The organism is Rhodococcus sp. Leaf278, assembly GCF_001426085.1.
Classification (GTDB): domain Bacteria; phylum Actinomycetota; class Actinomycetes; order Mycobacteriales; family Mycobacteriaceae; genus Rhodococcoides.
The window spans coordinates 81692-104860 of the sequence record NZ_LMRR01000045.1 but is presented as its reverse complement, the minus strand read 5'-3'; the positions used below and the strand labels follow the sequence as shown (position 1 = coordinate 104860).

18 protein-coding genes and 1 tRNA gene are annotated in these 23169 nt (G+C 63.3%); 16 read left to right on the top strand and 3 right to left on the bottom strand.

Going from position 1 to position 23169, the window contains the following annotated elements; all coding sequences use genetic code 11:
* Nucleotides 1-6: 6 nt before the first annotated feature.
* The 3 genes from orn (at nt 7) to ASG84_RS25980 (ending at nt 1847) form a co-directional block, all read left to right on the top strand.
* Nucleotides 7-618, top strand: coding sequence for an oligoribonuclease (orn, locus tag ASG84_RS25990; protein ID WP_082521247.1), 612 nt, complete (start codon nt 7-9; stop codon nt 616-618).
* A 78-nt stretch (nt 619-696) separates the two neighbouring features.
* Nucleotides 697-772: transfer RNA gene (locus ASG84_RS25985), tRNA-His, on the top strand.
* Nucleotides 773-1085: 313 nt separating this feature from the next.
* On the top strand, nt 1086-1847 hold the full coding sequence (locus tag ASG84_RS25980) for a M23 family metallopeptidase (protein ID WP_057479836.1): 762 nt from the start codon (nt 1086-1088) through the stop codon (nt 1845-1847).
* 19 nt (nt 1848-1866) lie between these two features.
* On the opposite strand, the gene ASG84_RS25975 is transcribed toward ASG84_RS25980, so the two are convergent.
* Nucleotides 1867-3060 carry a L,D-transpeptidase gene (locus tag ASG84_RS25975; RefSeq protein WP_057479946.1) on the bottom strand — a complete coding sequence of 398 codons (1194 nt, stop codon included), beginning with the start codon at nt 3058-3060 and terminating at the stop codon, nt 1867-1869.
* Between the two features lie 261 nt (nt 3061-3321).
* On the opposite strand from ASG84_RS25975, the gene ASG84_RS25970 reads away from it, so the two are divergent.
* Nucleotides 3322-7467 (top strand): bifunctional nitrate reductase/sulfite reductase flavoprotein subunit alpha, encoded by a 4146-nt coding sequence (locus ASG84_RS25970; RefSeq protein ID WP_156399721.1) that lies wholly within the window; start codon nt 3322-3324, stop codon nt 7465-7467.
* Here the strand turns inward: ASG84_RS25970 and ASG84_RS25965 are convergent.
* Both ASG84_RS25965 and ASG84_RS25960 read right to left on the bottom strand, forming a co-directional pair.
* Nucleotides 7461-8381, bottom strand: coding sequence for an alpha/beta hydrolase (locus ASG84_RS25965; protein ID WP_057479834.1), 921 nt, complete (start codon nt 8379-8381; stop codon nt 7461-7463). The two genes, ASG84_RS25970 and ASG84_RS25965, sit on opposite strands and share 7 nt — an antisense overlap.
* A 44-nt stretch (nt 8382-8425) precedes the next feature.
* Nucleotides 8426-9535: an endo-1,4-beta-xylanase gene (locus ASG84_RS25960; RefSeq protein ID WP_057479833.1), complete on the bottom strand. Its 1110-nt coding sequence runs from the start codon at nt 9533-9535 to the stop codon at nt 8426-8428.
* 150 nt (nt 9536-9685) lie between these two features.
* Here ASG84_RS25960 and ASG84_RS25955 point away from each other — a divergent pair, with 150 nt between their 5' ends.
* The 12 genes from ASG84_RS25955 to ASG84_RS25900 all read left to right on the top strand — a co-directional run bounded on the left by ASG84_RS25955 (nt 9686) and on the right by ASG84_RS25900 (nt 23168).
* Nucleotides 9686-10393: a GAF domain-containing protein gene (locus ASG84_RS25955; RefSeq protein WP_057479832.1), complete on the top strand. Its 708-nt coding sequence runs from the start codon at nt 9686-9688 to the stop codon at nt 10391-10393.
* A gap of 214 nt (nt 10394-10607) precedes the next feature.
* A complete protein-coding gene (locus ASG84_RS25950; protein WP_057479945.1) occupies nt 10608-12026 on the top strand; it encodes a sugar transferase in 1419 nt (472 codons plus the stop codon).
* 49 nt (nt 12027-12075) lie between these two features.
* The gene (locus ASG84_RS25945; protein WP_057479831.1) at nt 12076-13449 is read left to right on the top strand and encodes an O-antigen ligase family protein; all 1374 of its coding nucleotides are present in this window, start codon (nt 12076-12078) and stop codon (nt 13447-13449) included.
* Nucleotides 13359-14411, top strand: coding sequence for a glycosyltransferase (locus ASG84_RS25940; protein WP_057479830.1), 1053 nt, complete (start codon nt 13359-13361; stop codon nt 14409-14411). The genes ASG84_RS25945 and ASG84_RS25940 overlap by 91 nt, the downstream gene beginning before the upstream one ends.
* On the top strand, nt 14411-15937 hold the full coding sequence (locus tag ASG84_RS25935; protein WP_057479829.1) for a flippase: 1527 nt from the start codon (nt 14411-14413) through the stop codon (nt 15935-15937). The genes ASG84_RS25940 and ASG84_RS25935 overlap by 1 nt, the downstream gene beginning before the upstream one ends.
* Nucleotides 15938-16180: 243 nt before the next feature.
* Nucleotides 16181-17446 carry a hypothetical protein gene (locus tag ASG84_RS25930; protein WP_057479828.1) on the top strand — a complete coding sequence of 422 codons (1266 nt, stop codon included), beginning with the start codon at nt 16181-16183 and terminating at the stop codon, nt 17444-17446.
* Nucleotides 17436-18545, top strand: coding sequence for a glycosyltransferase (locus ASG84_RS25925; RefSeq protein WP_057479827.1), 1110 nt, complete (start codon nt 17436-17438; stop codon nt 18543-18545). Before ASG84_RS25930 ends, ASG84_RS25925 begins: the two co-directional genes overlap by 11 nt.
* The gene (locus ASG84_RS25920) at nt 18532-19797 is read left to right on the top strand and encodes a hypothetical protein (protein ID WP_235581858.1); all 1266 of its coding nucleotides are present in this window, start codon (nt 18532-18534) and stop codon (nt 19795-19797) included. The genes ASG84_RS25925 and ASG84_RS25920 overlap by 14 nt, the downstream gene beginning before the upstream one ends.
* Nucleotides 19798-19836: 39 nt before the next feature.
* Nucleotides 19837-20922 (top strand): glycosyltransferase family 4 protein, encoded by a 1086-nt coding sequence (locus ASG84_RS25915; protein ID WP_057479826.1) that lies wholly within the window; start codon nt 19837-19839, stop codon nt 20920-20922.
* Nucleotides 20923-21029: 107 nt separating this feature from the next.
* Nucleotides 21030-21614: a hypothetical protein gene (locus ASG84_RS25910; protein ID WP_057479825.1), complete on the top strand. Its 585-nt coding sequence runs from the start codon at nt 21030-21032 to the stop codon at nt 21612-21614.
* Nucleotides 21615-21685: 71 nt separating this feature from the next.
* Nucleotides 21686-22615, top strand: coding sequence for an aldo/keto reductase (locus ASG84_RS25905; protein ID WP_057479824.1), 930 nt, complete (start codon nt 21686-21688; stop codon nt 22613-22615).
* A gap of 193 nt (nt 22616-22808) precedes the next feature.
* A complete protein-coding gene (locus ASG84_RS25900) occupies nt 22809-23168 on the top strand; it encodes an STAS domain-containing protein (protein ID WP_057479823.1) in 360 nt (119 codons plus the stop codon).
* Nucleotide 23169: the final 1 nt, after the last annotated feature.

Here is a 23169-nt window from a genome sequence, read left to right as displayed (position 1 = left end):
GAGCGTGTGCAGGACAAACTTGTGTGGATCGATTGTGAAATGACCGGCTTGGACCTGAGCAAGGACAAGCTGATCGAAATTGCGGCGCTGGTGACCGACAGTGAGCTCAACATCCTCGGGGAGGGTGTCGACATCGTCATCCACGCCGATGACGACTCGTTGGCCAACATGCCTGCCGTCGTCACGGACATGCACGCCAAGTCGGGCTTGACCGACGAAGTGCGCGCATCGACGGTGACGCTGGAGGAAGCCGAGCAGCGTGTACTGGCGTACATCAAGGAGCACGTCCCGGTGGCCGGAACGGTTCCGCTCGCGGGAAACTCCATCGGTACCGATCGTGGGTTCATCTCTCGCGACATGACCGCACTCGACACCTACCTCCACTACCGCATGATCGACGTCAGCTCGATCAAGGAACTTTCCCGACGGTGGTACCCGCGGATCTACTACGGACAGCCGGCCAAGGGTCTCGCACACCGCGCCCTGGCGGACATCAAGGAGTCGATCAAAGAACTGCAGTACTACCGCCGGACGGCTTTCGTGGCTCCCCCGGGGCCGTCTACCAGCGACATCGCTGCTGTTGTTCAGGATCTCGACACGCATCCAGGGGCGGATTAGCAACCGCGGATTGAACCCGCTAGTATTGTCGACGCTGCTGATGGAGAGCCCGAAAAGGTTCTGCGGACGCATGCAATGGTGGGCGTAGTTCAGCTGGTAGAGCACCAGGTTGTGATCCTGGATGTCGCGGGTTCGAGTCCCGTCGCTCACCCCATACGAAAAGGCCGGTCTCCTCGCGAGACCGGCCTTTTTCGTGCGTATGCCTCACCCCTAGGAGCGGCCGGAGGTCCGCACACAACGACCCTGACCTCGAATTACGTTGTTGTAATTCAACTTTCGAGTTCCCTGTGGGGTTGATGTGACGTACGGTAACTATTGGCACTTTTGGGGAAGAAAAGTACCGATGTGGTTCATGTGTTTTCTGCTACGTGAGTTCAACGTGCCCCGAAGCGTCACCGAACATGTTCTTACGTCCTCCGTGCGCCCGTTCGACGGGTGCGCGGAGGACGCAGACGAGGAGGCTTTTCGTGGGTCGCAGAATGCACAGAGTCATAGCGGGTTCGATCTTGTCGGCAGCACTGTGCATAGGCACAACCGGCTTGCTCAGCCCAGCGGTGGCCACCGCTCAACCCACGATCGAACTACCTCAGATCCCGATCCCCCAGCCCGATGCTCAGCAGCGAGCCGCGATACTCGCCGCAGTGCTCGACGCCACCGGCGTTCTGATCAACCAGGTCGCGGCGATCGTTCTCGACGGCGATGTGTTGTCGGTGCCCGATTCGCCGGATGCTCCGAGCACTGTCGATGTTCCCGAGATCGAACTACCGAGTGCGCCGCCGACCGTCGGTCTCGGCGGCGCGGTGCTCCCTATCGACGCGGGCAAATACCGCATCACCTCGGGTTACGGCGGACGCAACAACCCCACCGGCAACGGCGCGCAGTACCACCAGGGCGTGGACCTGGCCGCCGACAGCGGGACCCCCATCCATGCGGTGACCGGCGGAACCGTCGTTCAGGCCGGCGACGCGGGCGACGGCTACGGCAAGCTCGTTCGGGTCAAGAGCGGAAATACCGAGACCTACTACGGCCACCAGTCCAGCCTCGCGGTATCGGTCGGCGACGAGGTGGCTCCGGGAGACGTACTCGGTGCGGTCGGCAGCACCGGTAATTCGACCGGACCGCACCTGCACTTCGAGGTACGCAACAACGGCTCGAGCATCGAACCGGTGGCATACCTGAAGACACTCGGGATCGATCCTTCGCTCTACCAGACCCGCGATCGAAGCTGATCCGTCCGACCGACACCGATCACACTGTGGTGGCGTTGCCGGCTTTCCACTCGTCCCACGGGATGTTCCAGTCACCGAGGCCGTCGGTACCCGACAACGTTCCGCCGACGGTGTTCTTCACCACGACGATGTCGCCGCGCTTGGTGTTGTCGTAGACCCACTTGGCATTGGTCGGGCTCAGATTCAGGCAACCGTGCGAGGCGTTCGAGTACCCCTGCTGCCCCACCGACCACGGTGCGGAGTGGAAGAAGATGCCGCTGTAGGACATTCGCGTCGCCCAGTCGACGGGCGTTCGGTATCCGGAGGATGAGTTCACCGGCACGCCGTACGTCGAAGAATCCATCACGAGGTGCTCGAAGCGGTCCCCGATGATGTAGACGCCGTTGTCCGTCGGCGTGCTGTCCTTGCCCATCGACGTCGGCATGGTGATGACGTCCTGGCCGTTGACGTTGAACGTCACCTGCTTGGTGTTGTCGTCGGCGGTAGCGATGACAGCGTCACCGATCGTGAACGACGTCGTCGCGTTCTCCTGACCGTAGATGTCGTCACCGAGGTCGCGGCCGTAGACGTTCACCGCCACGTCGACCTTGGTGCCGGGTGCCCAATAGTTCTGTGGTCGCCAGCGAACCTCTTTGTTGTTGACCCAGTAGAACGCGCCTTCGACGGCAGGCGTCGTGGTGACCGTGATCGCGTTCTGTGCAGCAAGCTTGTCGGTGATCGCTTCGTCGAACTGGACCGCGACCGGCTGCCCGATACCCACGACGGCACCGGGATTCGGCAGCACGTACGGCTTGGTGAAGTTACCGGGTTGACTGGTGGTGAAACTGGTGACCGTGCTCGACGCTCCCCCGAGTCCGTACGCGTCGGCCTGCACGCGATACTCGCGGTCGTAGCCGAGCGGCTCGGTGTTGGTCCACGACAACCCGTCGGGCGCAATAGCCCCCGACACCGGCTCACCAGCCGGGTTGAGCATCGTCACCGAGGACAACTTGCCGTCGGCCACCGACACGGTCACCGGGTCTGCGGGCGAGAATCCGACGGCGCCGTCGAGGACACTCGAGGTCAACTTCGGCTTCATCAGCTCGGTCATGGGATTGGAATCGATGGGCACCGACGGTTCGGAAATGTCCGATGCAGAACTGCATCCCGACAGGACCGCTACCGAAGCAACGATTCCCACCGCGGCGAGTACGAATCCGCGATTCACCCTCATCAAACACACCACTTCCCAGTTCGAGCCCGACTCGTGCGATTGTGCCAGCGCAGAATCTTCACATTCCACTCGACAGCCCGTTCGATCAATAACGTTCGAGTACCAATCGTCAGGCGCAAAGTTCGTGTTACCTCCCACCACGCAAGATGGGGCGTCGCGAACCGAGATCACCAGTCCCGGCCCAGCACGGTGAGGACAACGTCATATATGGCTAACTGACGTGTAATGGCCGCGCACCCTGAACCAGGCACTGTGGAATCCATGGTCACCACGGTGAAGACACTCTGCGCGTACTGCGGCGTGGGTTGCGGCATGGTGCTGCAGGTCGGGGGCCTCTCGACATCTGCCGGCGCATGCCCCCCAGTCGGCAAGCCCGCCGTGACCAAGTCCGTCGGGGACAAGACGCACCCGGCCAACTTCGGCCGCCTGTGCACCAAAGGGACGACCACCGCAGACATGTTGGCCGCACCCGGTCGGCTCGAAAAAGCACAGATTCGGCATCGCCGCGGCGAGCGTCCGGAAAGCACGGACACCGCGGTGGCGATCCACCACGCCGCCCGGCGGCTCCGCACCATCATCGACGAGCACGGTCCCGATGCAGTGGCCCTGTACGTGTCGGGGCAGATGTCGATCGAGGCCCAATACTTGTCGAACAAGTTGGCCAAGGGATTCATCGGCACCAACCAGATCGAATCCAACTCGAGACTGTGCATGGCGAGTGCGGGAACCGGCTACAAACAGTCGCTCGGTGCCGATGGGCCGCCCGGATCCTACGAGGACTTCGACCACGCCGACGTCTTTCTTGTCATCGGCTCCAACATGGCCGACTGCCACCCCATCCTGTTTCTGCGAATGATGGACCGTGTCAAAGCCGGCGCGAAGCTGATCGTCGTCGACCCTCGACGTACCGCCACCGCTGACAAGGCCCACCTACACCTGCAGCTCGAGCCGGGATCGGACCTCGCCCTGCTCAACGGGTTACTTGCGCTCCTCGTCGAGGACGGCAACACCGACCCACGATTCATCGCCGAGTTCACCGATGGGTGGGACGCGATGCCGGAATTCCTTGCCGACTACACTCCGGACAACGTTTGTGCTGCAACAGGTCTCGACGAGAAGGACCTCCGTGCGGCGGCCGCGATGATCGGTGCCGCGAACAATTGGATGAGCTGCTGGACCATGGGCCTCAACCAGTCGACCCACGGCACCTGGAACACCAACGCACTGTGCAATCTCCACCTGGCCACCGGAGCCATCTGCAAGACCGGAAGCGGACCCTTCTCGTTGACCGGGCAGCCGAACGCCATGGGCGGACGGGAAATGGGCTACATGGGCCCAGGACTCCCGGGACAGCGATCGGTGATCAGCGATGTCGACCGTGTATTCGTCGAGAATCGATGGGATATCCCCGAAGGGACGCTCCGCACCGATGTCGGCGGCGGAACCATCGAGATGTTCTCGAAGCTGGCCGCAGGTGAAATCAAGGCCTGTTGGATCATCTGCACCAATCCGGTTGCCTCCGTGGCCAATCGGACGACCGTGATCGAGGGACTCGAGCGCGCCGAATTGGTGATCACCCAGGATGCATTCGCCGACACCGAGACCAACGGCTATGCAGATGTCATGCTTCCCGCGGCGCTGTGGACCGAAGCCGAGGGCGTGATGGTCAATTCCGAGCGCAACCTGACCCTGTTCCAACCGGCAGTCGCGGCACCGGGCGGGGCACTGCCGGATTGGAAGATCATCGCCGACATGGCCTGCGCACTGGGATATTCGGAGGCATTTACCTATTCGAGCGCCGAGGAGGTGTTCGAGGAGATCAAACAGTTCTGGAATCCGAACACCGGCTACGACATCCGGGGAGTCACCTACGAGCGCCTGCGCGAGAACCCACTCCAGTGGCCGTGCCCGCCCGGCGCAACGAACACCAGAAATCCGATCCGCTACCTCAACGACGGTGTCAGCCAGAGACAACGCGTCCGCGAGGACGGATCGATTCCCACACTGTCGTTCCCCACCCCCAGCGGCCGAGCACAGTTCTTCGCCAGGCCGAGCATGGCACCGGCCGAGATGCCCGACGACGACTACCCCTTCGTGCTCAATACCGGTCGTCTTCCCCATCAGTGGCACACCATGACCAAGACCGGCAAGGTCGCCAAGCTGAACAAGCTCGATCCCGGCCCGTTCGTCGAGTTACACACCATCGATGCCGGCCGACTCGGTGTCGCCGACGGCGACAGTGTGGACATCGCATCCCGACGCGGCCGAGCGGTGCTGCCGGCTGTCGTCACCGATCGAGTTCTCCCGGGCAACTGCTTCGCGCCGTTCCACTGGAACGACGAGTTCGGCGAACACCTGGCGATCAATGCGGTCACCAACGACGCGATCGATCCGTATTCTCAACAGCCCGAGTTCAAGGCGTGCGCTGTCACCCTCACCAAAGTTGCTGTAGCCCAACCACTCTCACCCGTAGTCGACGAGCATTCCGAGGACCCTGTCGATGCACTCGCCGCAATCGTCGGCCGGCCTGCGCGCCCGGCAGAACCGTTGACTGTCATCGAGCAGCGTTACATCGCAGGACTTCTCGAAGGTCTGGGCAGTGAGGCAGGCCGCAGCGCAGCGGGAACGCCCGCTCTGCCGTCACGAACTCCCCTGTCCCCCGAGACCCACGCGTGGCTCGACGGCGTTCTCGCGGGCCTGTTCTCGCGTAGACCCGACACCGACGGTGCCACTTCCGGAGTATCGGCCGATACCGCTGATCCGGACCGACGGCCGGTGCTGCTGCTCTGGGCCTCCCAGACCGGCACCGCCGAGGAGTACGCCCAGTCCTGTCTCTCCCACCTGAGGGGAGCCGGTCTGACGATTGCCGAACACTCGATGGATACGTTCACCGCCGATCGTCTGCCTGCCGAGGCCGATGTGCTGATCGTCAGCAGTACTACCGGTGACGGGGAAGCGCCCGACAACGGCGCGACGTTCTGGGACAGTCTCGTCGCCGAGTCCACCGTGAAGCTTGCGGGAATCCGTTATGCCGTACTCGCTTTCGGTGATTCGAGCTACGCCGACTTCTGCGGCCACGGACGCAGGATCGACGAGCGCCTCACCGAATTGGGTGCCACCCGGTTCCTCGAACGAGTCGACTGCGAACCCGATTACGAGGCCGAGGCTGGGGCGTGGCTCGATGCGGTGGTCGATCGGCTCCGGCACGATGACGGCACCACCAGCACCGACGACGCACAGGTGGAGCCTGCTCCGCGCACCGTCCCGCAGACCCGAGCGGAGCCGGAGCGGTACAGCAAGAAATCGCCGCTGGTGACGACGCTCGTGCGCAACCGAGTACTGAATTCGCGCGGATCCATGAAGGACGTGCGCCAACTCGGCTTTCATCTACCCGCAGGAACACTCGATTACGAGGTCGGTGACGCACTGGGAGTCTGGCCACGTAACAGCGACGCCTATGTCGACGAGTGGCTCGAGGCCACCGGCCTGGACCGTGACACCGCTGTCGACCTCGCTGAACACGGCTCGATGACGCTGCGCACGGCGCTGAGCCGCCACCTCGAAATCGCTCGTGCGACGCCTGATCTGCTGAAGTTCGTCCATCGACGGACTGCGGACGACGACCTGGAGGCGATGCTGCATCCCGACAACAAGCATGCTTTGTCCGACTGGATGTGGGGTCGTCAGTCGATCGATGTGCTTGCTGCACATCCGGTTTGGGCTTCGGTGGACGACTGGTTGAGCGTTCTCAAACCGCTGCAGCCGCGTCTGTATTCGATTTCGTCGAGCCCGAAGGAGAATCCCGACGAGGTACAGGTGACTGTCTCAGCAGTGCGGTACAACGTGCACGGAGTTCCGCGACGTGGCGTGTGCTCGACCTATCTGGCCGACCACGCGGCGAACCACGAGGTGGGAATCTTCGTGCAGAAGTCCTCGCATTTCAAGCCACCGGAGGACCCCACCACGCCCATGATCATGGTCGGCCCCGGCACTGGCATCGCCCCGTTCCGAGCGTTCCTGCACGAGCGGCGCGCACTCGGTCATACCGGTAAGAACTGGCTGTTCTTCGGTGAGCAACACGCCGACACGGACTTCTACTACCGCGACGAGCTGACGGCGATGTTGAGCGACGGGTCGCTCGATCGTCTCGACGTCGCCTTCTCTCGGGACCAGAAGGACAAGGTCTACGTGCAGGATCGCATGCGCGAACACGGCAGCGAGCTGTGGAACTGGATTCACCGAGGTGCCCACTTCTACGTCTGCGGCGATGCGTCCAGAATGGCCAAGGACGTCGATGCAGCACTGAAGGGCGTGGTGGCCCAGCACGGGAAGCTCGCTCCGAGCAGCGCCGAAGCCTACGTCAAAGCCCTTGCTGCCGAAAAGCGGTACGTGCGCGACGTCTACTGAGTCGGTGGGACCGTGCGGGTCAAGAACTCGATCTGGTCTGCCACCACCCGCTCGAACGGCTCGCCCAGATAGATGGCGAAATGACCGGCCTCGTAGGTCTTGACCTCGCCTAGCGGTGCCGTTCGTGCGAAGCGCAGAGTGGCCTTCGCCGGAGCGACCGAGTCCGTCTCGCAGACCACGAACAGAATAGGGCAACGAACATCCTTGGCTCGACGTCCGGGCCGGTGCCGCACGATCTGCAGCGCGACTCTGGCAGCCACCCGGTTGTGGAACGACTCGTCGGCGTCCGGCGCGAGAGCCAGGTACCCGTCGTAACTGTCGGGCGACGTCATCAGTGCCGTCGTCCCCGGTCGCCCGGCGGTCGCCACCATCAGCGGCGGCCGCCCGACCGCCGATCCCGCCAGATCACCGAGCGCCCGACCGGACAACTTCATCGACGTCCAGGTGTTCGACGCGAGTCCCGATGCAATTCCGTCGGTGAACGGGCACTGCGCCACGACGGCCGCGACCTTCTGGTCTCGGGCGGCAGCGACGATGACGTGGCCACCGCCGAACGACGAGCCCCACAACACGATGCGAGTGTTGTCCACATCGGTGCGCGAACGCGCATGAGCGATGGCCGACGCCCAGTCCTGCAGCTGCGATTCGATGTCGAGCAGTTGGCGCGGCTCACCGCCGCTGGCCCCGAAGTAGCGATAGTCGAAGACGAGGCATGCGTACCCGGCGGCACGGAAGCGCTCGGCGTAAGCGTCGAGCCGCATTTCCCGGGTACCGCCGAGACCGTGAGCCATCACGATCACCGGAGCCGGCTCGGGACTGTCCGGCAGGTACAGCCAGGCCGCACAGTCGACCCCATCGGACTGGAACGTGATGTCTGTACGGTCGGGTACCGCGCCCCCCGGCTGCGAATTCATGGGCAGACCATAGCCCACCACGATCGGAACAGGAACCGACGGTCCTACGGCGCCGAGTGCTCGGCGGCAAAGGCGTCGACACGGGCGTACGCCAGCTTCGGCGTCCAGTCCCGATGAAGCAATCCGAAGTTCTGCTCGACGTCCGAGGTGTCGGTTCCCGAGTCGCGCAGTGAATACACGAATGCGGGGCCGAGCCAGTCGGTGCCCAGGACTGCGTCGAGAATGATGCCGATGGTGTCGGATTGAACCTGCTCGGACACGCTGTTCGGATTGGTTCCTGTCGGTGCACCGAATTCGGTGATCCAGATCTGCTTGTGCGAGTCACCGCCCGCGACCATGACATCCCGCATGGGCCACATCTTCATGGCGGTGTTCCACGACGACGTGCCGGGGTCGTTCGGGAGATACGGCCACGTGTAAGGGTGCACGTTGAAGGCATCGAAGTACTGATTGGCTCCTTGCTCGTACATCGAGGACAGGAAGGTCGTCCCGGTGATGTTGCCCTGCGTGGTCTCGGCCGGAGCCATCCCACCCGCGAGCACAGTGGAATTGGGCTGAACCTGCTTGATCGCTTGGTACGTCGCGCGTAGCAGCGCCGAGTAGGCAGCCACATCGGGGGCCGGTGCGAAGAACGACACGAGGTTCGGCTCGTTCCACACCTCCCACAGGCTCATTCGGTCCTGGTACCGCTGGACGACGGTGCGCGCGAACGACGCGAATTGGGCGGGGTCGGCCGGGCGCGCATGTGGGTTGTCGATCGCTGCGGGCACGCGAGCCCACCGGGGCGTGTAGCCAACGATGCCGTACGGGCACATTCCATGGGCAACGACGGCATCGATGATGCGGTCGCTCAGCGCCCAGTCGAACGCGCCGCGAGTTGGCTCGATCAAGCCCCAGTCCAAGTCGAGTCGGACGGCGAAGGCACCGGCGTCCTTGGCCAGGGAGAGCTCACGATCGAGGTCCGTCGACGACAGGCTCGCGATTGCTGCACCCGGTGATACTCCGATACGGACAGCGTCGGACTCTCCACCACACTGGGCTGGACTCGACTGCGTCCTCACGACGGGGGCTGCACCCGCTCCGGGGGGCGCGACGAACGACAGCATCACAGCCGCCAGAACGGCAATCGATCGGAGAGGTGCATTCGCTGACATCTGCAGATGCTAGCAACGATGGGGGCTGAGTCATTCACGAATGGATTGTCATACGCATTGTGGCAAAAGCGGCGGATGTTCGAGAATCGAAAGATATCTTCTTGCGGCAGTCATCGGTACGACAACTTTGGCTGTACTACCATTTGCCCAATGACTACAGGCTTTCCCGGTTTCGACGAGCGTCTGAACGAGCTACTCGCCCGGCAAGCGGAGAAATCCGGGCTTTCCACCGAAGAATTCATTCGGCGCGCAGTGGTGGACCGACTCGTTCGTGAACTGTCCGACGATCAGGACTCCGACGTAGGTGCGTTGCTGCGAGCTTTGCAGGCCGCCTCGGAGAAAGGAATCGAACCGGTCGAGGTGACGCGGGCATTCGGTACCCCGATCGACGACCCCGAGAGGCTGGCAGCAGTGACTCGGACAGGGTTGATGGACACCGGATCCGACGCCGGCTACGACCGGATCGTAGCGATGGTCGCCGATGCATTGAACGCTCCCTCGGCCGCATTCTCGCTTCTCGACGACAAACGTCAGTACTTCAAGAGTGCACTCGGACTGCCGTCGGAACTCGATGGCGCGCAAGAGGTTCCCCTCGAAACGTCCATCTGCCGTTATGCGATCGACCTAGGCCAGCCGCTGGTGGTAGAGGACGCGAGACTCAACGACGCCCTCAAGGATCATCCGGCGGTCCAGAGCAATCTGTTCGTTTCCTACCTCGGAGTTCCACTCGTCGACGACGACGGTCATTCTGTGGGCACCCTCTGCGTGTGGGATCAACAGCCGAGGCAGTGGACCACCGGCCACGTTCAGATACTGCAGGATTTGGCCTGGATTATTCGTGAACGAGTTTTCGATTAAAGGCCGTTTTTTCTGTCCGCTAACACGTTTTCCGACACTCAACCGACTTCGAGTTTTTTTCATGAAGTCGACCGGCTGACCTCTTTCTGGGCGGTATACATTGAATGGGATATTCAGGACGAACCCACTCGAAACTAGCAACCGGGAAGAAGCTGTGCCCGAAACACTGGAATCACCGCACACTCGCCCGCGCGCCACCGACACCGACGCCGTCGTGGCCCGTCGCACGCTCGTGGACAGACTTCGAGTCGATCCGTTGAACACCGCGATCACCGTCGCAGTCGACGTGCTCGCCGGAACCATCGCGCTCGTGGGCGCACTGCTGTGGTACTCCGGCAGCCTCACCGAGACCGGTTGGCTACCCTGGCTTTATCTACCGCTACTGATCCTCGTTCTCGCCGGTAAGTCCATGTACCGGCGCAGCCTCCGTCGCAACTTCCTCGACGAAATCGGCCCGGCAGAGACGGCAGTCGCTTTCGCGTCACTCGCCCTGCTGGTTGTGATGTTCTTGGCCGACACGGACTACCGGCCCAGTGCGGTCGTGCTGCGTCTGTGGTTGCTCACAGCGTTCACCGTCGCTATCGCTCGCCTGATCCGTGTTGTCATTCAGCGCTTGATCCGTTCGAGGTTCGGCTCCGCGGCACCGACCATCGTCCTCGGAAACGATCCGATTGCCCACCAACTCGTCGCGCGCACAAGACAGTTCCCAGAGTACGGTCTCGCACCGGTCGGTTATATCGGCGAGGCACCGATCGCCGATTTTTCACCGGGCAGTGAAGTGCCCGATCTTCCGTACCTCGGTTTACCCGGCGACTTCGAGACGGTCGCCCGCAAAACCGGTGCCGAGGAGTTGATAGTCGCATTTGCGCCGACAGAGGACCGAGAGTTGGTCGGTGCCATCAGAATTGCGCATCGACTCGGTATGCGAGTCTGGGTAGTTCCCAGGTTGTACGACGCGGTCGGCGGCAACACCCGAGTCGAGCACATCGGCGGCCTGCCGTTGATGGTGCTGCCGCACGTGAACCCCAAAGGCTGGCAGTTCGCCCTCAAAGGCGTTCTCGATCGAGTCCTGACCGCATTCGGTCTCCTGCTGCTCTCCCCCATCTTCCTGACGCTGATGCTGCTCGTGCGCCTGAGCTCCCCCGGCCCGATCTTCTTCGCGCAGGAGCGAATCGGGCGTGACGGCTTGCCCTTCGATTGCCTGAAGTTTCGTTCCATGCGGCCCCCGCGCGCGTCGGACGCCGTGTTCGAGCGCAAGGCCGGGGACGCACCCGGTGGCGTCGAGGGCGTCGACCGGCGAACGCGCATCGGCAAGATCATGCGACAGACCTCGATGGACGAGCTTCCTCAGTTGCTCAACGTCCTTCGCGGCGACATGAGCCTGGTCGGCCCGCGGCCGGAGCGGCCCGAATACGTCGATCTGTTCGAGATGCAGATCCGTCGGTACGGCGAGCGCCATCGGGTGAAGGCCGGCGTGACGGGATGGGCTCAGGTTCACGGTCTTCGCGGCCAGACATCGATCGCCGACCGCGCAGAATGGGACAACTACTACATCGAGAACTGGTCTGTTTGGCTCGACGTCAAGATCCTCTTCCTGACGGTTCTGGCCGTTCTCAAGCGCGCCGAGGACTGATCGTGTTCTGCACCCGATACGAGCGCGGGCAGCACGTTCGGGTCGTCCGATGATCACCTACGTCGCGTTCGCCTTCGGAGCAGCGCTGCTGCTCGCACTCGGGTGCGCGGTGGCACGCGCAATCTACCGTCGACCGCAGCGCGGAGTGTTGCTCTTGGCGGCCCTGGTTCCACTGCACGGACTGCTCGTTCTGGTCCCGCTTCCCGGAGTGGTATCCGGCTGGAAAGAGGGCCTCGTCGTCTTCACGGTGCTGTGTGCATGGATGCGTCGACCACGACACGTCCATGGCTCGACGCCGCGGGTGTTCATGCCATGGTGGCCCGCGGCGGCTCTGTTCGTCGTGTTCGGCAGCATCTCCGCGTTCGCGACGTTCGGCATCGTCGGCGTATTCGGGATCAAGGTGACGTTCTTCTACGTGCTGTTGGTCGTCGTGATGTGGCTCGCGCCGTTCGACGCGGAAGACCGCGACCACCTCGTCTCCCTCCTCATGGGTATGGGTGTCTTCACCTCGGTGGTCGGCATCGCACAGCTGGTGGCCGGACCGGCGGCACTGGTGTCGCTGGGCTACGAGTACGGCACGCAGGTCCGGACTTCCGGTGGACTTCTGCGCACGTTCAGCACGTTCAACCTGCCGTTCCCCTTCGGCCTGTACGTGATGTTGGCGTTGCTCGTGGGCGGTGCGGTAGCGCTGGCCGATCCACGCCGTCATCGAAATACGTTGTTCCTCTGCGCGTCTCCGATGATGGTCGTAGCGATGTCCAGTTCGATCGTTCGAGGAGCGATTCTGGGGCTCGCGGTCGGGTTGATCTACTTGATCGCGGTGCGCTTCCGCTACCTCGCTGCGCCACTCGCTCTTGTTGCAACGGCCGTAGCGGTCGCAGTGCCTTTCGTTCCCAAGATCACGTCGGTCTTCTTTTCGTCGAGCAGCCTGGGTCAACGTGGTGACGGCTGGGCCAACATCATCGCCAGTATCCTGATCCATCCGGTCGGAACGGGACTGGGATCGAGCGGGTCTGCGGCAGACCGCATTTCCACCGCCGAAGGTGTCGCGTTCACGCAGTCCGGGCTTTCGACCAACTACCAACCCGACAACTACTACGTGAAGGCACTGCTCGAGCTGGGGCCGATCGGCCTGTGGGCAGTGGTGGCCCTGCTGGTGACGTCACTGCTGTGGTGCACGCGTCTCTCGCGTGCACTGCCGGGTAAAGACGGTGCCCTTGCGCTCGGGGTAGGAGCCTCGATCGTCGCGGCCATGTTCGCGAGCCTCGTCTCCACGTATTTCGAGATCTTTCCGATCGATGTCTATTTCTGGCTCTTGTTAGGAGTGGTGGGATGCGCAGCAGCGCAACACGAATCGTTTTCGGGGCCCTCGCCCTCCGGCCGGGCGGAAGCGGCGTACAGACCTACATTCGCGAGCTCCTGAACGAACTACCTCAGTGTCTGCCCGGAGCCGAACTCGCTGCGGTCGTCCAACGCGACGCCGTCGGGGAACTATCGCCCGCGGTCCGCGCGATCGAACGACCGGTCACCAGTGGTGCGGCTCGCGCAGTGCTCGGTGCCCTGCCGGTCGAGCAATGCGACGTCATGCACGGCCTCGACGTCGACCTACCGTTCTTCACCAAAGCGTTCACTGTCGCGACAGTCCACGATCTTTCGGTCATCGACATGCCGTCGGCGTCGAGCCGTTTCCGTGCACTGGGTGAACAGCGATTGGTGCGGCGCGCCCTACGCCGCGCCGATCTACTCGTGGCGGTCTCACAGTTCACCGCCGATCGGATCAAAAGTGTCAGCGGACGCAATGCCACTGTGGTCGGCTTGGCACCCGCTGCGTGGGCCACCGTGCCCACCGAAGCCCGCATCGACGCCGTTCGGTCGAAATACGACCTGCCGGATCGGTTCGTCATTCAGGTCGGAACAGTGGAGCCTCGCAAGAACGTTCAGTTGGTAGCCGATGCTGCAGAGAGCCTCGGAGTTCCCTGCCTGCTGGCCGGAGCAGGCTCGACCGGGCCCGATGCTCCCCGTAATTCGCGAGGTCTCGGATACGTCGACGTGGAAGACCTGTCCGCCCTCTATGCCGCCGCGACCATCACCGCGTACGCCTCTCGGTACGAGGGGTACGGTCTGCCGCCCGTCGAGGCCATGGCCTCGGGTGGAGCGGTCGTCGCCAGTGCAGTCGGTGCCCTTCCCGACGTCGTCGGAGACGGTGCAATTCTCGTCGGATCGGAGAGGGTGGACGATTGGGTGGATGCTATGAAACCCATCGTCTTCGACGCGGATGCCAGGGCAGCTCTGGTCGACGCGGCGGCCGACGCCTCCAGTGAGATCAGCTGGCGCCGAACTGCGGAGCTCACCGCCGACGCGTATCGCGCTGCGGGCGTGGCCTGATGTCCGACGAGCTCGCGCTCGACGGCACCGAACAACCCCCGGACTACCGGGCGATCGCTGCCGATCCGAAAGCAGCAGCGAAAGCCACCATCGCGGTTCTCATCAGCCGAGTAATCATTGCTGCGCTCGGCTGGGTCGGCAGCGTCATCATCGCAAGGTCGCTCGGAGCGGAGGAATGGGGTCAGTTCAGCTTCGTCTTCGCGCTGCTCGGTCTGATGTCCGTCGTGACCGATCTGGGAGTCGGACGCGTCGTGCTGGCGAAGTTGATGGACGACGATCCCGAGGAAATCGGTCGCACTGCGTCGTCGTTCCTCGCTCTGCGAACCGCTCTCGGATTGGTGGGATACGTACTGGCCGTCGCATACGTTCTCGTGTTGCGGTATCCGAGCGAGGTGGTCCTGGCGACCGTTCTGGGTGGGCTGGTGGTGGTCTTCGCCACGCCGGGGCACGCCTTGAGCGTGCTGTTCCAGAGCCGTCACCGATTGGTCCTGGTGGCTGTGGCCGAAAGTGCCGGTCAAGCAATTCAATTGGCGTTGACGGTGTTGGCAGCCGTACTGGCCCCCACCCTGCTGATCTTTGTACTTCCAGCAGTGGTCAACGAGGTATTCAAGCTGGCCACAAAGGGTTTCGGCATCGGTAACCGGTCCATAGGGCTCCGACCGTCGAGGCACATCGAAGTGCGTCGCTGGGGTCCGTACCTGAGAGAGGCCGTGCCGCTCGCGATCGGCTTCGCCCTGACCATTGCCATGCTCAAGATCGACATGCTGATGCTCAGCCTCCTCGACACGTTCGAGGCCGTGGGTCTGTATTCCATCGGATACAAATTCTCGGACATGATCGATACCTTCGTGTTGGCGGCGGTGGCACCGATCAGCACCCTGCTCGTCGCGTCGTGGCCCCACGACACCATGGCTTTTCGAGCACGCTCCCGTTCGGCCGCACTGCTGTTCGCCCTGTTCGGCGCGATGGCAGTTGCGGCGTTCGTACCGTCGGCCGAGCCGTTGATCGGCCTGCTGTACGGCGACAGCTTCGTCGACGGAGCTCACGCGGCCCGTCTGCTCGTGATCGGCGCAGCGCTGATGTCGTTGGTGATGCTCGGCATCTTCCTGCTCGCGTCGGCCGGTATGCAGCGCCACTACCCAGTGGTCGCGCTGGTCGGTCTGGCCCTGAACATCGGGTTGAACCTCGTCCTGATCCCCCGCATGTCGTACGACGGAGCGGCGATCTCGACAGTCGCGACGATCGGAACCACCTTGATCCTGCTGTGGATCGTGATCGGGCGCAGTATGCCGGTATCCAAACTGTTTCCAGTGCAGTCACTTTCGGTAATTCTGGTGGTAACCGCGGCCACGACGGCGGGCGGTTGGTCACTGGTGCAGCACTATCCCGAACTATGGCTGCTGATATCGGTTGCGGCGGCAATACTGGTCGCGGCTTCGCTGTATGCGTTCGTCGCCATCGGGCTCGTCGAGTCGCCTCTACCCGGATCGGCAGAGAAAGGACGACACCGTGCGCTCTCCGAGTGAAGACATCGGACACAGCGGACACAACGCCCGCTTCGGACCCCGACTCACGGAGCCGAGGTCGGCTTCCGGTCGGATAACAAACCGATGCACCTTTTCCGCGAATGTTGTTGATGTGCAGTTCCATTCACGACCGGCACGGTTACGCGAACAGCGCTCGCGCCCGGCTATCATCGAATCCGTCGGCTTTACCCATCACCGAAGCGGTACACCCGCTCGCATCGACGACGGAAGGATAAGCGGTTGATGTCCGTCCACGATGCCGTCCACCGAGGCGATGTACCACCCCCTATCGATCTGGCGGGACACATGCGCGAACTCGGCCGTGCCCTGTTGCCGGCTCTGATCGTCGCAGTGCTGGTGGGTGCAGGCGTTTTCTACGTCAGGAGTGAACTCACCGACAAGCAGTACGCCGCGTCGATCGTCGCCGAGATCAAGCCGGCCCAGACTCTGGTACCGGGTGATGCGTTCATCGAACAGATGCGCGCACCGTTCATCGAGTTGGCTACCGACAGTGATGTGCTCGATCAGGTCCTCACCGAGGTCGATGCCGACATGGACGCCACGGAACTGGCATCGAGCGTGGAACTCTCGCCCGGCACATCACCCGCGCTGCTGACCGTGACGGTGACGACCGGGTCTCAGGCGCTCTCTGCAGATCTGGCTCGGGCAATGGTGTCGGCGATGGCGAGCACGTCGAGTGCCAATGCACTCCGAGACTCGCAGGAGCGGACGGACGAGGGGCAATCCGCCATCGATGCACAGCAGTCGCGGGTCGACGCTCTACCGGCCGACGATCCGAGTAGGCCGGCCTCCCTGTCCGAGCTGGCCGAACTACGCACGCGCCAAAGCGAACTCGAAGCCACAGCAAGTGGAGATCAACTGGTCGTGTTGTCCAATCCCGAGCAGAGCAGCGCTCCGGTGTCGCCGAAACCGGTGTCGGAGGCTCTCGTCGCGGCGCTCGCTGCGCTCATCGTCGCGGCCGAACTGATCGTGTTGCTTCGAGGACGTCTCGGCCGCAAGCCTTCCCGCTCCTGGGCCCGTCGGGTATCCCGCAAATACGGTGCACATTTCGATCCGGCGACCGGCGACGCGATTCCACCCGCCGTTGCATCGCGGATCGCTGCGCTCGAGCGTGGTGACCGCCCCGCTTCGAGGGGCGCTCGGCATGCTGTACCCAAAGGCGACAGTGTGGTCCTTCTGCTGGTGGGTGAAGGTGCAGCCTTCGAGTCTGCGCACGGCGAGGGTCAGGCCACCGGAGATCGACGCGCCACTGCAGAATTCGGTCTGTCCGAGCAGTGGTGGCAGTACACCGACGTGGGTGAGGTCGAGACGGTCGTGGTGCTGGTGTCGAAGCGTGGACGAGACAAGAAGGCAGCAACTGCGGCACTACGTCGACTGGACCACTTCGACATTCCAGTTCACCTCGTGCTGCAGAACAAGAACTCGTCCAGACGCGTCGAACAGAGCGCGCAGCCGATCGCGCCGGAGGGCCAACGCCATGCAAGCTGACAGAATCGCCGTGGTACACGAACGATTCACCGAGATCGCCGGATCCGAACACGTCATCGAACAACTCGCCCTGCATTGGCCCGAAGCCGAGGTTTTCGCGCCTATCTCGCGCCCGTCCGGCGTTCCGGCCGGTATCGGTCACGGACCGCACGTATCCGGACTCAATCGTGTGTACGACGCGCTGGGCCAGCGGTCGTACGCACCCGTTCTGCCGATGATGCCGTTGGCGTTCCGTCGCATGCCACTGAAGGGTTACGACGCAGTCGTGGTGAGCCACCACGCCTTTGCAACACAGGCCGTGTTCGCTACCGACTCCCCCGTGATCGCCTACGTTCACAGCCCTGCACGGTGGGCCTGGGACCCCGAACTTCGCGCAGGTGAAGGTGGTGGCAGAGCCGGAGCGGCGATTCTGACGGCGCTGTCGGCCGTGGCCCGTCGATGCGAGATCGCTGCCGCACCGAAACTGACGACCGTGGTTGCCAACTCGACTGCGGTCGCGCGCCGGATCGAAGAATGGTGGGGCCGCGACGACGCCGTGGTGGTCCATCCTCCGGTCGACACCGAAGGCTTCACTCCTGACCCGTCGATCGAGCGGGAGAACTTCTTCCTGCTCGCCGGCCGACTGGTCCCCTACAAGCGTCCCGACATCGCGGTGCGCGCTGCCGCCGAGGCCGACGTTCCCCTCGTGGTGGCGGGAGACGGCCGTGCGATGGAGGCCTGCCGGGAACTGGCCGGACCCAAAACGACCTTCCTCGGCCGGGTTTCACACGAGAAACTCCTCGAACTGCATCGAACGACCCGTGCCCTTCTGATGCCCGGAGTGGAAGACTTCGGCATCGTCCCCGTCGAGTCCATGGCAACCGGAACCCCGGTCATCGCGCTGGGTGACGGCGGTGCCATGGACTCCGTAATCCCAGGCAAGACCGGCCTGCATGTGCAGCCGGGCTCCGACGAGGCAGTCGTCGCCGGGTTCGCCGAGGCGATGCGTTCGTTCGATCCCGCAGACTACGATCGCGCCGCCATTCGGACCTGGGCGGAGGGCTTTTCACGGGCCAACTTCCGCAGTCGAATGCAGGAGGTCGTCGATGCCGTCCGCTGAGCCCACCTACCGCTCGACCGCATTGGATCGTGTCTTCGCCGATACTCGGATAGTGACGGCAATCGGACCCGTCAGGGGCCTCGACGTCGAGCGCACGCGCGCGACCCTCATCGCCGCCGAACACGTCGACGCGGCCCCGCACATTGCGCTGGAGCCACGAGCGGATGCACGACAGTGGCGGTATCGCAACAACATCGCCGGCAACAACGTAGTCGCGGGCAGCGGGGCCACCGACGACCTGGGCCAGATGCTGACCGACATTCGGCACCGGGACGGTTCACCGAGCCCACTCGAGGTGGTCGTGTTCGGCGAGCACCTCGCTGTGGACTACTCGCACGGGATCGGGGACGGCCAGATCGGCGTCATGATGTTGGCGGCCTTCTGTGATGATGCCGAGGGGACTTTGGTGCCCGGCCTCGCGGCGGGGCTACCGTCGAGCACCACATGGAAAGCACTGTGGCGACACTACTCTCGCAATCCCAGGACGCTGGCGGACTTCTGGAAGTTGCGTGCGCGCCATCGGATCGAGCCCGGCCCCACGTCCACTCCCCGTCGTCGCATGGAGAATTGGGAAACTGCAAAAGTCAGCCGCGCCGGGTACATGAGCCGAATCAGAGTCGAAGAACTGAAGCACTGGACGGCCGAGAACATGCCCGGAGCGACCGCGGCGTCGGTCTCCATCGCACTGTGGGCTGCAGCGCTCCGGGCGGAATCCGTCGACGTCGACGATCACGTCATGGTGCTGTTCAACAGTCGGCGTTATCTCGATCCGTCGCTGCAGAATTCGCACGGGAACTTTGCTGTCGGCATTCCACTTCACCTTCCCGCACACACGACGCCCGTCGGCATCGCCGCGGCAATGCGTGAGGTGATCGAATCCGGCTGGCCCATCGCAGTACTGGGAATGTCGCATCTCCGCGATGTGGCGTCGCGCTTCAGGCGTTCGGCGCGGACGCAGAACGAGAATTCGGTCGTCGAGGTGCCCGATACGTTGCGACTGGCCGTCAGCGACCTCGGCCGCGTCCGAGTGTTCGACCACCTCGACTGGGCCGACGACGGCAGACCCCGGCAGATGGCCGCGTCACTCGAACCGGACGGACCGGACGGTTGCACTATGCTCATCGCCGAGATCGCCGGTGGGCGTACGTACACGGCTTCGTTCTGCAGCAAGATGGTCGACGCCGAGGTGATGGACGCGGCCTTGCGGAGAATGTGCGAAGACCCAGTGGCACTGCTCCGCGATGCCTACTGATCCGCCAGAACCACCTTTGCCGCACAGACGGGCTCGCTCATGACCTCTGGATCGACAGTGCTGTTCCTCGCCCACACCGGGCAGGTCTCCGGTGCCGAAAAGGTTCTGCTGGACCTGATCGACGAGGCCGAGCGACGCGGCCACGACACTGTGATCGCCTGCCCCAACGGGCCACTGGCCGATCGGATTCCCGACACGACGCGACACATCCCGATCGGCGAACTCGGTCTGGGCGGCGAACGAGGAGCGGCCAGGGGCATCGCCGCGATTCGCATGGTGGCGAGGTGGGTCTCTGCATCGCGTGCGGTCCGCGCGATCGCCCGCCAACCCGATACGGCCACCGTCGTCAACTCGCTCTTCGCCCTCCCGGTCGCCACCCTGTCTCGCCCACCCCGAGGCGCGTCATGGCTGGTCCACGACACCATGACGTCCCTCAAACAGCGTCTGGTGGTTCGCTACGCCCGCTCCGCAATACGGGTAGCGGTATCGGTCTCGGATGCCACGGCAGTACCGCTGCGTGCGGCCGGCCTTCCGGTGGTCGTGTCGCACAACGGAGTTCAGTGGCCGGTACCACGCTTGGGCGGAGAACTGCATTCCCCTCCGGTCGTCGGCATCCTCTCCCTCCTCACGCCGTGGAAGGGCCATCGAGTATTGCTCGACGCAGTGGCCGCGCTCCCCGATATTCGGGTCGAACTGGCAGGGGGCAGCTTTCCCGGTGATCGCGAGTACGTGGCGGAACTCCACGAGCGCGCATCTCGACCCGACCTCGCGGGCCGGGTCGAGTTCCTCGGACATACCGACGCGTCATCGGCGCTGCGCAGATGGGATGTGGTCGTGTCGGCAAGTACGTCGCCGGAAGCCGGTCCGTTGTCGGTACTCGAAGCAATGTCGTACGGACTGCCGGTGATCGGAACCGACCATGGCGGCACCCACGAATTCCTCGCCGACGGTGCCGGAATTCTTGTCGAGCCCGGTGACGCCGCTGCCCTCGCCGGTGCAATCTCGTCCGTCATCGGCGATTCGGATCGTCGACGAGCACTCGGAAGCGCCGCGCGATACCGAGTCGCCAGCCGCCACGACATCAGTGAGACCCTCCCCGAACTATTGGCACGTCTGACCAGTTGACCGATGCGCCGAACGGGCAGGATCGGAGTCGGGTCTCGGCGAAAGTAGAACCTCGGCGCTCATGGCTGTGTTTCAATCGGTTGCCGAATGGAACGATAGGGGCCGAAATGACTCGTGCTGCGACCAGATCGAACGAGCATTACCAGTGGGGAATCGGGGTGATGGCCTCTCTCGCCATCACCACTGTCGTCAGGCGCATCGTTTCGGCTGCTGCGCTGTCCATGGCCGTGGTGGTCACCCTCGAGCTGGCGTTCGGTTACGGCGCGACCACACCGCTCCCGTCGATCGTGCAATGGACGTCGATGATCGCCGCGTACATCATGGGCGCGTTCTGGTGGTTCGGTCCGTGGCCGACGCTTCGGCAGGCGTTCGCGTTCGTCGTCATTGCCGACATCGCGATTTTCGCGGCCACCATCACTGCGAATTTCGAGCCCGAGGTCACCCTCGGAAAATGTACTTTCCTCATTCCCATGGGAATGCTCGCCGGATTCTTCTTCGACAAGTGGCGTCTGGCCGCCCACATCGCACTGTGCCTGCTCGGCACGTCCATCGTTGCGGTGTACATCGTGCTGGAGCGGGATGTGGACACGTTCGTCGCAGTCGTTCTGTGGGCACCGATCGTGGTGACGCTGACCGGCTTCGTGCTGATGCTCCAGGCCACGTCGCAGTCCACTCGCCTGGAGTTCGAGTAACGACCGTTGTCCGACGCCCCGCCTGTCCGAGTTCGGCGGACTGAACCCGAACGCTCAACAGGAGATCCACCGTGCGCACCTTTCCCCTCCCCCATACCGGCACCAGCGTCTCGAGCATCGTGCTCGGGTTCATGCGCATCACCGATCTGGACCGAGACCGGATCCGAAGGTTGGTGGACACCGCCCTCGACGCGGGGGTCGCAGTGTTCGACCACGCCGACATCTACGGCGGTACTCCGCACACCTGCGAGAAGCTGTTCGGGGATGCGGTGACGCTGACCCCTACCCAGCGTGAGCGGGTCGACATTCAGAGCAAGGTGGGCATTCGCGAAGGCTGGTTCGACTTCTCCCACGACCACATCGTCGCCACGGTCGAGAACTCCCTCGCTGCACTCGGTGTGGATCACCTGGACACACTTCTTCTGCACCGACCCGACGCCCTCGTCGAGCCGGAGGAGGTGGCGGCAGCGTTCGACGCGTTGCACAACTCGGGCAAGGTCCGCGGCTTCGGCGTCTCCAACCACACACCCGGACAGATCGAGCTGCTGAAAACTGCTGTGAAACAACCGATTCTGTTCGATCAAGTGCAACTGAGCATTGTGCATTCTCCGCTGATCGCGGCCGGCCTGACCGCCAACATGAGCTCGGAGGATCAATCGGTCGATCGGGACAACGGTTTGTTGGACTACGCAAGGACACGGGGTATCACTCTGCAGGCGTGGTCACCCTTCCAGAGTGGGACCACCTCCGGCGTCTTCGTGGGCGACCGGCTGAATTATCCCGAACTCAACACCGCACTCGATGAGATTGCCGAGTGGCACGGCTCGACCCCGTCGGCGATCGCGACCGCGTGGATCACGCGTCATCCGGCGAACATCCAGGTGGTGTTGGGCACCACGAACCCCGATCGAGTGGTCGAGGCGGCGGCTGGTTCGGACGTACGTTTGACCAGGCAAGAGTGGTACCGACTGTTCATCGCCGCCGGTCACACCTTGCCCTGAGCGGTGCTCAGCTGCGTCACATATGTCGTTACCTTCTTGTTACTCACTCGCTATCGGTCCGTGATGAAGAGGCTTCGATATGGTGACGTTGCGCTGTCACTATTACTGCACGGCACGCGAAGGAACCTGTAGCCCTCGGGTTCCACCCAGAGCCTGCCGGTCGCTAGGCCATCCGAACTGAGAGGTTCGCATCGTGACTGTTTCCGATTTCACCGACGTTCGTTTCACCCCCGCTCGAACCGGTCAGCGCTACACGATCGGGACAGAGTCCTACACTCCCGACCTGACTGTCGTTCGCGCCGCCGGCGAGTTGGACATGAGTGCACGAGCAGATCTTGTGGCGGCCCTCGACCGCGCCCTCGAGGCCGAATGCGTTGTCTTGCTTGATCTGTCATCGGTCGAATTCATGTACTCGGGAGCTGCGAGCGTGATCGTCGATGCTGCCGAACGCTCGCATGGCCGCCTCGAGGTCTTCGCTCCGACGCGCCCGGCGCGCAGAGTGCTCGACGCACTGGGTGCTCACACTATCGGTGCTTACCCGACCCGAGGCTGAG

Excerpts from the sequence above, each read along its gene's own strand:
- ASG84_RS25975 (WP_057479946.1), bottom strand. The coding sequence starts at position 3,060 with ATGAGGGTGAATCGCGGATTCGTACTCGCCGCGGTGGGAATCGTTGCT.
- ASG84_RS25970 (WP_156399721.1), top strand. The coding sequence starts at position 3,322 with ATGGTCACCACGGTGAAGACACTCTGCGCGTACTGCGGCGTGGGTTGC.
- ASG84_RS25965 (WP_057479834.1), bottom strand. The coding sequence starts at position 8,381 with ATGAATTCGCAGCCGGGGGGCGCGGTACCCGACCGTACAGACATCACG.
- ASG84_RS25960 (WP_057479833.1), bottom strand. The coding sequence starts at position 9,535 with ATGTCAGCGAATGCACCTCTCCGATCGATTGCCGTTCTGGCGGCTGTG.
- ASG84_RS25955 (WP_057479832.1), top strand. The coding sequence starts at position 9,686 with ATGACTACAGGCTTTCCCGGTTTCGACGAGCGTCTGAACGAGCTACTC.
- ASG84_RS25945 (WP_057479831.1), top strand. The coding sequence starts at position 12,076 with ATGATCACCTACGTCGCGTTCGCCTTCGGAGCAGCGCTGCTGCTCGCA.
- ASG84_RS25940 (WP_057479830.1), top strand. The coding sequence starts at position 13,359 with ATGCGCAGCAGCGCAACACGAATCGTTTTCGGGGCCCTCGCCCTCCGG.
- ASG84_RS25935 (WP_057479829.1), top strand. The coding sequence starts at position 14,411 with ATGTCCGACGAGCTCGCGCTCGACGGCACCGAACAACCCCCGGACTAC.
- ASG84_RS25930 (WP_057479828.1), top strand. The coding sequence starts at position 16,181 with ATGTCCGTCCACGATGCCGTCCACCGAGGCGATGTACCACCCCCTATC.
- ASG84_RS25925 (WP_057479827.1), top strand. The coding sequence starts at position 17,436 with ATGCAAGCTGACAGAATCGCCGTGGTACACGAACGATTCACCGAGATC.
- ASG84_RS25920 (WP_235581858.1), top strand. The coding sequence starts at position 18,532 with ATGCCGTCCGCTGAGCCCACCTACCGCTCGACCGCATTGGATCGTGTC.
- ASG84_RS25915 (WP_057479826.1), top strand. The coding sequence starts at position 19,837 with ATGACCTCTGGATCGACAGTGCTGTTCCTCGCCCACACCGGGCAGGTC.
- ASG84_RS25910 (WP_057479825.1), top strand. The coding sequence starts at position 21,030 with ATGACTCGTGCTGCGACCAGATCGAACGAGCATTACCAGTGGGGAATC.